The sequence below is a fragment of the Streptomyces sp. NPDC006134 genome, from assembly GCF_040628835.1.
GTDB lineage: Bacteria > Actinomycetota > Actinomycetes > Streptomycetales > Streptomycetaceae > Streptomyces.
On the sequence record NZ_JBEXTV010000020.1, the window covers coordinates 44,612 to 57,352 of the forward strand.

The 12,741-nt window shown below is 74.4% G+C and carries 8 protein-coding genes; 4 read left to right on the forward strand and 4 right to left on the reverse strand.

Annotation, left to right across the window (positions count from 1 at the left end):
• Positions 1–30 precede the first annotated feature (30 nt).
• Both ABZ340_RS15635 and ABZ340_RS15640 read right to left on the reverse strand, forming a co-directional pair.
• Entirely contained in the window at positions 31–1,776 is a 1,746-nt protein-coding gene (locus tag ABZ340_RS15635) for an ATP-binding protein (protein WP_358782318.1), read from the reverse strand.
• A 577-nt stretch (positions 1,777–2,353) separates the two neighbouring features.
• Positions 2,354–2,557 (reverse strand): cold-shock protein, encoded by a 204-nt coding sequence (locus ABZ340_RS15640; protein ID WP_358782319.1) that lies wholly within the window; start codon positions 2,555–2,557, stop codon positions 2,354–2,356.
• Positions 2,558–2,950: 393 nt separating this feature from the next.
• Here ABZ340_RS15640 and ABZ340_RS15645 point away from each other — a divergent pair, with 393 nt between their 5' ends.
• Together ABZ340_RS15645 and ABZ340_RS15650 are read left to right on the forward strand one after the other, a co-directional pair.
• Entirely contained in the window at positions 2,951–3,781 is an 831-nt protein-coding gene (locus tag ABZ340_RS15645) for a PP2C family protein-serine/threonine phosphatase (protein ID WP_358782320.1), read from the forward strand.
• A gap of 50 nt (positions 3,782–3,831) precedes the next feature.
• Positions 3,832–4,803 (forward strand): MASE1 domain-containing protein, encoded by a 972-nt coding sequence (locus ABZ340_RS15650; RefSeq protein WP_358782321.1) that lies wholly within the window; start codon positions 3,832–3,834, stop codon positions 4,801–4,803.
• Positions 4,804–4,872: 69 nt separating this feature from the next.
• Here ABZ340_RS15650 and ABZ340_RS15655 read toward each other — a convergent pair whose 3' ends face one another.
• Both ABZ340_RS15655 and ABZ340_RS15660 read right to left on the reverse strand, forming a co-directional pair.
• On the reverse strand, positions 4,873–7,515 hold the full coding sequence (locus ABZ340_RS15655) for a SpoIIE family protein phosphatase (protein WP_358782322.1): 2,643 nt from the start codon (positions 7,513–7,515) through the stop codon (positions 4,873–4,875).
• 271 nt (positions 7,516–7,786) lie between these two features.
• Positions 7,787–9,436 (reverse strand): allantoin permease, encoded by a 1,650-nt coding sequence (locus ABZ340_RS15660; protein ID WP_358782323.1) that lies wholly within the window; start codon positions 9,434–9,436, stop codon positions 7,787–7,789.
• A 622-nt stretch (positions 9,437–10,058) separates the two neighbouring features.
• Here ABZ340_RS15660 and ABZ340_RS15665 point away from each other — a divergent pair.
• Entirely contained in the window at positions 10,059–10,934 is an 876-nt protein-coding gene (locus ABZ340_RS15665) for an alpha/beta fold hydrolase (RefSeq protein ID WP_358782377.1), read from the forward strand.
• Positions 10,935–11,413: 479 nt separating this feature from the next.
• The gene (locus ABZ340_RS15670) at positions 11,414–12,643 is read left to right on the forward strand and encodes a transcriptional regulator (RefSeq protein WP_358782324.1); all 1,230 of its coding nucleotides are present in this window, start codon (positions 11,414–11,416) and stop codon (positions 12,641–12,643) included.
• Positions 12,644–12,741 lie beyond the last annotated feature (98 nt).

Below are 12,741 nucleotides of genomic sequence, written 5' to 3' on the forward strand. Positions count from 1 at the left end.
CCTGCGCCGTGCGGAAGGACGGTGGTCCGCCTACGGGACGGACGGCGGCTCGGCGTCGGGCAGGGCACCCGGTCCGGCCGTACGGCTGCCGGACCGGCGGCCGCGGTGGAAGGCGCCGAAGCGCGAGCCCGCGTCGCGCGCCGGGGCGCGCTCGGCCGTGCGCGTGCCGTCCGGCGCGGAGGCGTCGGGCGCGGACCGGCGCTGCTCGCGTTCGCGTTCCGCCTCCGCCATGGTCCGGCCGGGCGTCCGCACGGGCAGGCCGTTCGGCGTGGCACCGCGCGCACGCTCGTGCGTGGTCTGCTCGGGCAGCTCCGCCCGGGTGGCCGGCGGCACCGCGGTCCCGGTCGCGGCGGGGGAGCCGGGCAGCTCGGCCGCCGCGGGAGCGGGGGCGGGCGCGGCGGCGACGGCGGGCCGGCGCGGGGTCTCCTGCGGCGCGGGACCGCGCTGCTGGGCCAGCAGCTGCGGGGGCAGCAGGACGACCACGCCGGTACCGCCGCGCGACGACGGCCGGTAGCTGACGCCGATGCCGTACTTGACGGCCAGCCGCCCGACCACGGCCAGGCCCAGCCGGGTGCCCTGGAGGGAGGCCAGGTCCGTCATGCGTCCGGCCACCGCCTCCTCGGCGTGGCGCATCGCGGCGTCGGCCATCTTCAGGCCGCTGTCCTCGATGGTGACGACGATGCCGGCGCTGCGTTCCTCGACGTAGACGTGGACCTCGTCGATGGGCGGCGAGAAGTTGGCGGCGTTGTCCATCAGTTCGGCGAGCAGGTGCATGACGCCCTCGGCGGCGAAGCCGGAGACGGCGGCGTTCGTGGCGCAGTGCAGCCGCACCCGCTGGTAGGCGGCGATCCGGCCGACGGCGCCCCGCAGGATGCTCTCCATCACGATCGGCTTGTTCCACGCGCGGCTGGACCGGCCGCCCATGAGCAGCGCCAGCCGGTCCGTCATCAGACCCAGCTGCGAGGTGCTGTGGTCCAGCCTCAGCAGGTCGCCGAAGACCTCCTCGCCGTGCCGCTCCTGCATCTCCCGCAGGTCGGCGAGCATGCTGACCGCCTTGGCCTGCACGCGGCTGAGGGCCTTGGCCGAGGCGGCCTGCGCGGCGGCGGCGCGCCGTTCGCTGCGGGCCAGTTCCCGCACGAACGATTCGGCGGGGATGCGCAGCAGGGGGATGTCCGGCCACTCCAGCTCGGCGAGCACGGTGTCGGCGGAGCTGCCCTCCCGCAACCTCGCCACGGCGGTGGGCAGGGTCTCGTGGGTGAGCCGCTCCAGCTGGCCCGCGGCCCGCTCGATCTCCTCCCGCGTCCGCCGCCGCTCGGCGTCCAGCGCCGCGGCGTGCCGGACGGCCTCCTCCAGCAGGCGGATGAAGATGTCCAGGACCTGGCGCAGCGGGGGGTCGGAGGGCGGTGTCACGCCCGCGAGGGTGTCCCCGGCGCTCGCGCCGTCCCGCAGCCGCTTCGCCGCGGCGGGCAGGGAGACGTTCACCAGGTGCGCGGCTTCCGCCGACTGCTGCGCCATCTGCGCCTTGAGCCGGGCCAGTTCGGACTCCCGGGCGGCGGCGGAGCGCCGGGCCCGCCGTATCAGCAGGGCGCCGACGGCGGCGCAGAGCCAGGCGGCCAGGGCGGAGACCAGGGTCCAGGTGCGGGCCGCGGCGGGTGCCGCCGCGACCGCGGCCCCGGCCGCCGCGGCACTCACCGCCAGCACGATCACAGGCAGGGCCGGCGAGGCAGGACGCGCCTTCGCCGACCGGTGCTGACTGGGCGGTGGGGGCACTGACATTCGCGGTCCCTCGGTCCTTGAGAACAGGAGAAGCGGCGGCCGGCCGACAGGGGACGGCCGGAGGCCGGAGGAAGGCCATCGACATCAAGAGGATGGCGATCTTCCGGGCCAGGTACTGGCACATGCTAGCCACCCGGACGGGCGACGTGATCGGACAGGGCGCACAGTCTGCGCGGTACCCGATTTCGTCGCGAACGTGTCGCTGCAACTGGCGCGTGTGTTAAGGGGAATGGCGCGTTGTCGGCATCGGTGACGTGTGGGTACCCCGCCGACCGGACCGTGCGGCGGGTCGCGGGCCGGTCGCGAAGTATCCCCCAGGGGCGTGTCCGCCACACATGAGGGAACGTTTTCCGGCCAACTGCCGTGTGGCGGGTACCGGGGTGGTGCGGCTCAGAGGGGCGGGCGGGCGCGGACGCGGGATCTCCGGCGACACGATGCGGCGGCCGGGCTCAGCCCGGAGCCCGGAGCCCAAAGCCCGGTTTCCGGAACGCGGAACGCGGCAGGGCCCGCGCCGGGAAAGGCGCGGGCCCTGCCGCTGGGCGGACTTCATGCGGTCCGCTCTCGGTGAATCGCCGGATCAGGCCGGGAGGATGTTCTCCGCCTGCGGGCCCTTCTGGCCCTGCGTGACGTCGAAGGAGACCCGCTGGCCCTCCTGCAGCTCACGGAAGCCGGAGGTGGCGATGTTGGAGTAGTGGGCGAAGACGTCGGCGCCGCCGCCGTCCTGCTGGATGAAGCCGAAGCCCTTTTCCGAGTTGAACCACTTGACGATTCCGGTGGCCATGTTTTCTCCTCTGTGGGGGGAAGTGATCGAAGTTCCGCACCGCGCGGAACCCGGCCGCAACAATGTCCCCATCCGGAGGGCTCCGGAAAACAAAAATGCGCCTGATGGTCACATACCGTCAGGCGCACAAAGTCTTTGGGTACCAAAACTGCAACGTCGCCAACCATAGCGCGGAACCCGGCCGGATGGCAAGGGGCCTGGTCGGGCCGCGCTCCCGGAGCGCGGAGTGCCGGTGTCCCGCGGCCGCCTTCCCTGTCGGCTCGTGCCCTCGTGCAGTTCCCCGCCTTCCTCGTCGGCTCGCGCCCTCGTGCGGTTACTCGTGCCGTTATGATCAGGTAAAAGCCTTATATGGGGTATGTCCCCCAAGGGTCTCCCGGCCCCCCGGAGCGATCGATGTCCCGCAAGCGCCCGACGGACGACGGCGACGAGCTGCTGGCCAGACTCGGCTCGCTGACCGCCCAGGCGCGCCGGCTGGCGGAGCACCAGCGGTCCCGGGTCGAACTGGCCATCGCCCTCCAGCGCGGCATGCTCCCCGCGGACATGCCCACCGTTCCCGGGATCCACCTGGCCGTGCAGTACTCGCCCGCCTACTCCGGGCTGAACGTGGGCGGCGACTGGTACGACGCCTTCACCCTGCCCGACGGCCGTATCGGGCTGTCCGTCGGGGACGTCCAGGGCCACACCATAGACGCGGCGGCGTTCATGGGGCAGGTCCGCGTCGGGCTGCGGGCGCTGGCCTCCGTCACGAGCGAGCCGGGCGACCTGCTGGCCCGTACCAACGACCTGCTGCTGTCGCTGGGCGCCGACCTCTTCGCCACCTGCACCTTCATGCGGCTCGACCCGTCCACCGGATCACTGGAGAGCGCGCGGGCCGGGCACATCCCCTGTGTGTGGGCGACCGCCGACGGCAAGTCCGGCGTCTCCGAGGACGAGGGAGGGCCGCCCCTCGGCGTCCTGGAGGGAGCGGAGTACCCGGTGACCCGGTACCGGCTCACCACGGGCGGCGTCTTCGTCCTGCTCACCGACGGAGTGGTGGAGGGCCCGTCGATGAACGTCGACGACGGGCTCGACCAGGTCGTACGGCTGGCGGGCATCGCGGCGGTCGCGGGGATGGAGGCGTCGTCGCTGGCCGCGGCCGTGATCAAGAACGCCGAGCGCGTGGGGCACGAGGACGACGCCGCCGTACTGGTGGTGGGGCACGACGGGCGAAACGTTCAGCCATAGGGCGGGACGCGTCCTTCCCCGTCTCGCCGACCCGGCGGCCCCGGTGTCTGATGGCTGCTGTGGTGGGTATCCGAGCGTGGCCCCGGCCGGTCGTCCTCGCCGTGCAGACCCTGGCCGTCGCGGGCTGCTACTACGCGGCGGGGCGGCTCGGCCTGGTATGGCAGCTCGCGGTGGAGGAGGCGGTCGTCACCCCGATCTGGCCGCCCACCGGCGTCGCGGTGGCCTGCCTGCTGCTCTTCGGGATGCGGTGCGTGCCCGGCATCACGCTCGGCGCCCTCCTGGTGATCATGTCCATCGCCCCCGTGCGGCCCGCCGTGGTCGCCACCCTGTTCGGGAACACCGCCGCGCCCGTGTGCGCCTGCCTCATGCTGCGCAGAGTGGGCTTCCGCACCGATCTCGGCCGGCTGCGCGACGGCCTCGCCCTGGTCTTCCTGGGCGCGCTGACCGGCATGCTGATCAGCGCGACCATCGGGGTCGGCTCCCTCGTCCTGACGGACAAGCTGGCCGCGCACGGGTTCTGGCCCGTCTGGCTGGCCTGGTGGGTCGGCGACGCCACGGGAGTCCTCATCCTCACCCCGCTGCTGCTCCTGCTGCGCCGGGCACGCCTGCCGCCCCACGGCACGCGGTGGGTGCAGGCCGCGGCACTCGCCCTCATCGCCTGCGCCCTGGTGCCCCTGGCCACGCACAGCACCCTCAGCCTGCTGTTCCTGGTGTATCCGCTGCTGGTCTGGGCGGCACTGAGCTTCCGGCTCGCGGGCAGCATGCTGTGCGCCCTGGCCGCCTCCGTCATGGCCACCGTCGCCGCCACGGACCGGGTCGGCTCGTTCGCGCGGCTGACCGATGTCGAGGTCATGGCGAAGCTCCAGGCCTTCAACGGGTCGATGGCGCTGACCGCCCTGCTGCTGTCCTCCGTGATCGCCGAGCAGCGCAACACCCGGCGCTCGGTGGAGCGGGCCTGCCAGGAGCTGGTCGCGGTGCTGGAGCACATGACCGCGGCCGAGCCGCCTCCCAAGCGGTTCTGACGGGCCGCGCGGGCAGCCGCAGGACGGCTCCCGGCGGGACGCCGCACTCCGGGCGGCCGGGCGGGCCGTTCAGGCCGGGGGTGTGGGGCGGAGCGCGAGGACCGCGATGTCGTCGGCGCTGTCGGCGCCGAGCCCGATGAGGAGCTCGTCGCAGAAGGTGTCCAGGGGCGCGCGGGCCAGGGCGGCGGTGTGCCGGCGGAGCCGGGTGAGGGCGTCGTCGAGCGGCTCGTCGCGGCGTTCGACGAGGCCGTCGGTGTACAGGAGCAGCGTCGACCCGGCGGGCAGGCGGTCCCGGGTGGTGCGCCGGGGCATCTCGGGGTCCATGCCGAGGAGCAGGCCCGCGCCTTCCTCCAGGTACCGGGTGTCCCCCTCGCGGGTGGTCAGCAGCGGGGGCGGATGGCCGGCGGACGAGTGCGTCAGCTCCCACGAGCCGTCGGCGGAGCGGTGGGCGAGCCCGTAGATGCAGGTGGCGGTCGCCTCCCGGTACAGGCTGTGGTTGGCCAGGTCCAGACGGCGCAGCACCACCTCGGGCGGTTCCTGCCGGTCGACCGCGATGCCGCGCAGCATGCTGCGCAGCTGGCTCATGGCGATGGCCGCGTCGAGGTTGTGGCCGGTGACGTCACCGATGACCACCGCGGTGTCCCCGTTGGGGACGACGAAGCAGTCGTACCAGTCACCGCCGACCTGCGCGGTGGTGGAGGAGGCGGCGTACCGGGCGGCGAGCTGCAGGTGGTCGACGTCGGGCAGCGCGGGCAGCAGCGAGCGCTGGAGGCGTTCGGCGATGTTCCGGGTCGCCTGGTACAGGCGCGTGTTGTCGACCCCCAGGGCGATGCTGCGGACGACGTCCTCGATCAGGGGCAGGTCCTCCTGCGCGAACGGCCGTCTTCGCCGGGCACGGGCCAGGGTCAGCGCGCCGAAGATCTCGTGGCGGGCCCGCAGGGGAGCGACCACGGCGCTGCCCGCGCCGAGCTGCCGCAACAGCGTCAGGTAGTGGGCGTCCAGCGGGTTCTCGCTCCGGTGCGCCGGAGGGGCCCCGGTGAGCAGCAGCGGGCCCGCGCCGCGCAGCGCACGGGCCAGCGGTCCGCGCGCGGTCCCGGAGACCGGCGGCAGCGGGCCCTCGTGCGCCGCCGGGTGCGCCTCGCCGGGATCGCGCGCGGCGAAACAGATCCGCTCGACCCGGGAGGGGCCCGTGAACAGGTCCACCGCGCACCAGTCCGCCAGCCGCCGTGTGAGCAGCCGCGCGGCGTGCCGCAGGCCCGTGCCGAGGTCCAGGGTGTTGCTCAGCGCGGCGCCCGCGTTCGCCAGCAGGGAGAGCCGTTCCACGGGTGACATCTCCGGCTCCGCGCCGTCCGTCCCTCCGGGGCGCTCCGGCGGCAGCGGCGCGTACGTCTCGTCGGGCTGCCGCGGTGCCGTCTGACCGGTGCCGCCCGGTGCGTCCGGCGGCTCGTCGGACGCGACCGCCCGGGGAATGAGCTGGGCGACGAAGACGGTGCGGCCGTCGGCCGTCTCCTGGGTCTGGATGACCAGGCGAACGGGGACGGCGTGGCCGTCCCGGTGCAGTGCCGGCAGCGGCACGGACCGGCCCACGATGCGGGGCCGGCCGGTGAGCAGCAGTGAGGAGAAGGCCGCGACGTGCCGCTGCCGCAGGTGCTCGGGGATGAGGACGGTGACCTTGTGCCCGACGAGATCCTCCGGGTCCCAGCCGAGCAGGTCCGCCGCCGGCCCGTTCACCGCGATGATCCGGTTGTCCTCGTCGGCGGCGATGGTCGGTACCCGGCCGGCCCGCACATGGCCGGTGTCCCACGGCACCAGTTCCGAGGAGCTCAGGCCCGGTTCCCGGGGCACCACCGTCCAGGCGGTCGGCTGGGCGCCGGCGAGCTGGCCGCTGATCTGGTCGAACAGCCACTCCTGGAACAGAAGACAGCGCGGCAGGGCGGGCAGGGTGAGCAGGCGCTCCTCCCGGGCGGACTCCTCGCCCAGGCCGAGCACGTCGCGCAGGGCGCGCACCGCCTGCACCGCGTCCGCCGGCACCCGCAGCGCCAGCGAGCGGAGCCCCGCGTCGGCCGGCTGTCCGTCCAGGGCGGCGGCCACCCAGGCGCTGATCGCGTTGTTGGCGTCGTGGGCCGCGGTGAGGTCCTCCGGACGCACGTCGACGCCTTTCCCGGTGGACGCGGCGAGTACGAGTTCGCGCATCAGGGCGTGGCGGTGCTGCTGGGACGCCGTGTACAGGGCGCTCGGCACATCGGCCAGCGTCACGGTCCGGTCCGAGGAGCCGGACGGCGGCGATGGTGGTGGCGGGGGCGGCAGCGGTGGTGGCGGTGGCCCGCCGGGCGACAGTTCGCACCACACCGTCTTGTGCCGCGCGCCGGTGTCGACGCCATGGCGGGACGCCAGGTGCTCGACCAGGGCCAGACCCTGCCCGGTGCCTCCGTACGGGGGACAGCGGTGGGGCACCAGGGCGAGGTCCGGCCGTCGGTCGCCGACGGCCACCCGGACCGTGCCGCCGAGGACGGAGACCGTCACGTCGGTCTCGGTGCGCGCGTGCAGTACGGCGTTGGTGACCAGCTCGCTGACCAGGAGCTCGGCCGTGTCGGCCAGGTCCGGGGGGACGGCGGGCAGCGCGGCTCGCACAAACCGCCGTGCCGACGCGGCGCTCTGCGGGGCGAGGGGAAACCGACGCGTCACTGCCTCCGGCGGATCGAGGTCGCCCATGGCACCAGTGTGCTGGTCCGGCCGTCCGGCAGCACGTCGGTCCCGCGCGCGGCCCGGGGATACGCCGCCGTACGGGCCGGACGGGCGTCCGGCGCCGCCGGCTCGTCCACCCGGCCGCGCGCCCCGGGACGGCCGGATGGAGCGGGCCGCGGGGAACCGGCGGCTCCCGTCGGCGCCGGTGAGCGACGACAGCGCGGCCGGGGTCCTGCTCGAAGAGCCCGGGGCGTGCGTGCCGCGCCCCGCGTCCGCGGCGCGGGCCGGGCGGCAGGCCCTAGGAGGCCGGCAGCACGTGGTCGCCGGTCTTGTCCGTGCTCAGGCACAGGGAGCACACCACCGCGTCGTGGGTGAGGCAGGCGGTGAGGTCCGGGCGCTCGTAGGACCGGCGGCAGACGTGGCAGTCGTAGGTGACGGCACTGGGGTTGCCGTCCGCGTCCAGCAGCGGCTCGGCGATGCCGTCGTCGGTGCGGCGCAGGTAGTACCGGCCCCGGGTGACGACGGCCGTCAGCGGGGTGAGGACGAACGCGATCAGGGCCGCGGCCACGGGGGAGTACGGCTGGAGGGTGTCGCCCAGGAGGTGGAAGTACATCGCGATGGACAGACCCGAGGCGGCGACGAAGGACACCACACCGACCGGGTTGACGGCGTACAGCATGCCGCGGCGGAACTCGGGCGCGTGCGGGGACAGCTTCAGCACGTACTTGTTGACCAGGATGTCGGTCGCGACGGTGACCACCCAGGCGATCGCGCAGTTCGAGTAGAAGCCGAGGACGCTGTTGAGGACGCTGAACATGTCGGCCTCCATCAGCGTGAGCGCGATGGCCAGGTTGACCAGGACGAACACCATGCGGCCGGGGTAGCGCCGGGTGACGCGCGTGCAGGAGTTGGTCCAGGCGAGGGAGCCGGAGTACGCGTTGGTCACGTTGATCTTGATTTGGCTGATCACGACGAGCGCCACGGCCAGCGGCACCACCATCCAGGACGGCATCATCGCGTCGAAGGCGCCCTGGAACTGCCGGATCGGCTCGGGCGCGGCGTCCGGCCCGGCCTCGGCCAGGATGTGGAGGGCGAGGAAGACGCCGATGGCCTGCTTCAGGGCGCCGAGCACCACCCAGCCGGGACCGGCCATGATCACGGCGGTCCACCAGCTCCGCCTGTTCGCCTCGGTCTTGGGCGGCATGAACCGCAGGTAGTCGATCTGCTCGCCGATCTGCGCGATGAGCGACAGGCACACGCCCGCGCCGAGCAGGACGGAGGCGGTGTTCACGCCGCCCTCGCCGTCGGTGCCCGCGTAGGAGAGGAAGCGGTCGACGGTGCCGGGGTCGGTGGCGATCAGATGGACCAGCGGGGCGACCATCAGCAGCAGCCACAGGGGCGTGGTCCACACCTGGAGCTTGCTGAGGGCCTTCATGCCGTAGATCACCAGCGGGATCACCATGAGGGTGGAGACGGCGTAGCCCAGCCACAGCGGCAGGCCCAGGCCGAGTTCGAGGCCCTGGGCCATGATCGCGCCTTCGAGGGCGAAGAAGATGAACGTGAAACTGGCGAAGATGACGCTGGTGAGGACCGATCCGTAGTAGCCGAAGCCGGAGCCGCGGGTGATCAGGTCGAGGTCGATGTTGTACCGGGCGCCGTAGTAGGAGAGCGGGAAGCCGGTGACGAAGATGACGGCGGCGGCCACGGCTATCGCGACCAGCGCGTTGCCGGTGCCGTGGGTCAGTCCGATGCCCGCCCCGATGGAGAAGTCGGCCATGTAGGCGATGCCGCCCAGCGCGGTCGTCGCCACGACCATCGGACTCCAGCGGCGGTAGCTGCGCGGGGCGAAACGGAGGGTGTAGTCCTCCAGCGTCTCCTCGGCCGCCCGGCCGGTCGTGGCCCGGACTGTCTCCGGCGCGGTCACCGGTCGTGAGTCTGTCGTGCTCATGTCATATCTCCTGGAGTGGGTGCCGGGGTGCCGGGGTGCGGGTGTGGTGCCCGACGGTCCCCCCGGCGTCGCCGGCAGGGTGGGGGAGCGGCGGGCGCGCCGCGCGGGGGATACGGGAATCAGCGCGGGGCGGGCGGCGCCGCCGGGCGTCCGCCGGAGCCGCACGGCCACCGCGCCGGCGCACCGGTGCGCGGCTGTCGCGCGTGCTCCTTCCGCCGCGAGCGGTACGCCGGCGCCGCGCGTTCGGCGGAGCGTGTGAACGGCGGTGTATACGGTTCTGCGCCCATGGCGGGACACCGTAGGAAGTGCTCATTACCCGGAAGTCCCGCCTGCAGTGAACGGGCTGTTACGGAAACCTCACCGCGTTCGGCGGGACGTGGTCACCGCCGCCCCGGTCCGCCCCCGGGAGCGGCGGACCGCCCCGGTGGCCGTGCCGGGGGGCGTGCGAGGACGGTCCGTGACGGTCCCGCAGCCCCTGCCCGTCCAGAACGAGTACGCCCTCGCCTCCGCCTTCGTCACGGACGACCGCCTGAAAACCCTCCCGTGGGACTGGCGGACACGGCCGGCCGGCACCGGCACACGGCCGCGGGGCGGCACGGCCGCCGGCGGCATCATGACCGGCATGGAAACCTTCGTCATCCCTCCCGCACGCATCGGCGAGCACCGGCTGCCCGACGGCAGACGCCTGGGCTGGGCGGAGTGGGGCCCGCCGGACGGCGTCCCCGTCCTGCTCTGCCCGGGAGCCGCCACCAGCCGTCACCTCGGCTTCGGCGGGGAGGCCGTGGCCGGACTCGGAGTACGGCTGATCTCCCTGGACCGGCCGGGGCTCGGTGTCTCCACCGCGTCACCGCGACGTACCCTCGCGGACTTCGCCGAGGACGTCCGCCTGTTCGCCGGGGACCGGAGCCTGGGCAGGCCCGCGGTCGTCGGCAACTCCCAAGGCGCCCCGTTCGCCCTGGCCTGCGCCGCGGCCGGGGTGGCCGGCGCCCTGGCGGTGGTCGCGGGAGCCGACGAGGTCGCCGCCCCGCACTTCGCCCCGGCGCTCCCCCCGGACCTGCGGCGCCTGGTGGAACTGACCCGGACCGACCCGGACGCCGCCGAGAAGGTGTTCGCGGGCTTCACCCCGCAGGCCATGTGGGACATGGTGATGGCCGGCAGCCCGGCCGTGGACCAGGCCGTGTACCGGGAGGAACGCTTCGCCGCCGCCTACCGCACCGCGCTCGGCGAAGCCTTCGCGCAGGGCCCCGGGGGATACGCCCGCGACACCGTCCTCGCCATGGGACGCTGGGACATCGACCTCTCGGCCGTCGCCGTGCCCGTGGACGTCTGGTACGGCGCGCAGGACCGCACCCACTCACCGGACCAGGGACGCACGCTGACGTCCCGGATACCGGGCGCCGTGCGCCACCTCGTCCCCGGCGCCGGCGGCGCCGTCCTGTGGACGCAGGCCCGCCCCATCCTGCGGACCCTCCTGCGGCACGTCCGGGAAACGGGCTGACGGCCGCAGGACCCGCGGAAGCCGGGTCCCCCGGCTCGCCGGTGCGGCCTCGCGCGCGCCCCGGGGCCGGGCCCGGGACGGTGGACCGGTGAGGGACGACCCTCTGTCCGGAGCGGGCCGCCCCTTGCCGGGACGAGACGCCCCTCCTTGCCTACCGGAACGGGCTGCCCCTTGCCGGGACGAGACGTCCCTCCTTGCCTACCGGAACGGGCTGCCCCTTGCCGGGACGAGACGTCCCTCCTTGCCTACCGGAACGGGCCGCCTCCGGCCGGCCGCCACCGGGCCCTCGTCGCACGCTTGCTTTTGCCCACCGGGTGACGGATAACTCTGTCGTCGGCCCCGAAGCAGGCGAGCGGGCGGGCCGGCCTCGGTGTGCTCCTCGTCCGCCCGCAGCGGGATCGCCCGGCCGGCCGGACAGGCGCGGTCCCGCGGGGCGGGGAACCGCCGGCGGCGGTCCCCGGACGACGGCAGGGGAAGAGATGTCACAGCGCAGTGACCTCCGGCGGCGCAGGGCCGCCCTGGAAGACGAGTGGTCCCGCTGGGTGCCGCGGCTGAGGACGGCCACCGTCCCGCCGTACGGCGGAGCGCTGCGGCCGGAGGTCACCGCCTCGTGGGCGCGGTCCCTCGGCAGCGTGGACCCGGCCCGGGACAGCGCGCCGGGCTGCGGCTCAGGCACGGTGTCCGAGCGGTGGGCCGCCTCCCCGCTGCGCCGGCCGGTCCACGACCTGGCGGGCGAACTGCACAGCATCGCCCACGACGCCGGGTTCGTCACCGCCGTCACCGACGAGTCCGGCACCATCCTGTGGACCTGCGGCGGGCGGACCATGCGGCGCCGTGCCGAGCGGGTCAACTTCGCGCCGGGAGGCCGCTGGGACGAGCCCGCCATGGGGACCAACGCCCTGTCCCTCGCCTTGCGCACAGGCCGCCCCAGCACCGTCTTCTCCGCCGAGCACCTCGTGACGGCGCTGCACGGCTGGGTCTGCTACTGCGCGCCGGTGCGCGGCCCCGACGGCCGCGTCCTGGGCGTGCTGGACCTGTCCACCACCTGGGACCGCTCGCACCCGCTGGCCATGTCCACCGTGCGTTCGCTGGTCACCGCCATCGAGGGCAGGCTGCGCACCGAGTCCCCCGCCCCGGCCGCGCCCGGCCCGGTACGGCTCACCTGCCTGGGCACCGAGCGCGCCGAACGCGACGGCGCCCCGCTGCCCCTGCGCCCGCGTCAGCTGGAGATCCTCACGCTCCTCGCCCTGGAGCCGCGCGGCTTCACGCCCGAACGCCTGCGCGAGGCACTCCACGGCGACCGGCCCGTGACCGCGTCCACCGTCAAGGCCGAGATCTCCCACCTGCGGCGTGCCCTCGGCGGCGGCATCACCCCCCGCCGCTACGCGCTGACCCTCCCGGTCGCCTGCGACGCCGCCGACGTCCTGCGCGCCCTGGAACGGGGCGACCTGACCACCGCCCTGCGCCACTACCGGGGACCGCTGCTGCCCCGCTCCGAGGCACCGGGCCTCGTCGAGTGGCGGGCCCGGCTGGAGGTCGCCGTGCGGGAGGCGGTGCTGGCGGGGCCCCGGCCCGAACCCGCCCTGCGCTACGGCGCGTGCGCCCCGTACGACGCCGAGGTGCACGAACACGCGCTGCGCCTGCTCCCTCCCGGCGACCCGCGCCGCCCGATCGTGGCCGGCCGGCTGCGCACCGCCCTGAACGACTGAGACCCGGCCCGCCGTTCACCGGCAGGCCCGGCGCCAACCTCACGCCAACCTCGCGGCGGCACAGTGAACCGCGTCACGGCGGCCCGGACCGGCCGCCG

Excerpts from the sequence above, each read along its gene's own strand:
- ABZ340_RS15635 (WP_358782318.1), bottom strand. The coding sequence starts at position 1,776 with ATGTCAGTGCCCCCACCGCCCAGTCAGCACCGGTCGGCGAAGGCGCGT.
- ABZ340_RS15645 (WP_358782320.1), top strand. The coding sequence starts at position 2,951 with ATGTCCCGCAAGCGCCCGACGGACGACGGCGACGAGCTGCTGGCCAGA.
- ABZ340_RS15655 (WP_358782322.1), bottom strand. The coding sequence starts at position 7,515 with ATGGGCGACCTCGATCCGCCGGAGGCAGTGACGCGTCGGTTTCCCCTC.
- ABZ340_RS15650 (WP_358782321.1), top strand. The coding sequence starts at position 3,832 with ATGGCTGCTGTGGTGGGTATCCGAGCGTGGCCCCGGCCGGTCGTCCTC.
- ABZ340_RS15660 (WP_358782323.1), bottom strand. The coding sequence starts at position 9,436 with ATGAGCACGACAGACTCACGACCGGTGACCGCGCCGGAGACAGTCCGG.
- ABZ340_RS15670 (WP_358782324.1), top strand. The coding sequence starts at position 11,414 with ATGTCACAGCGCAGTGACCTCCGGCGGCGCAGGGCCGCCCTGGAAGAC.
- ABZ340_RS15640 (WP_358782319.1), bottom strand. The coding sequence starts at position 2,557 with ATGGCCACCGGAATCGTCAAGTGGTTCAACTCGGAAAAGGGCTTCGGC.
- ABZ340_RS15665 (WP_358782377.1), top strand. The coding sequence starts at position 10,059 with ATGGAAACCTTCGTCATCCCTCCCGCACGCATCGGCGAGCACCGGCTG.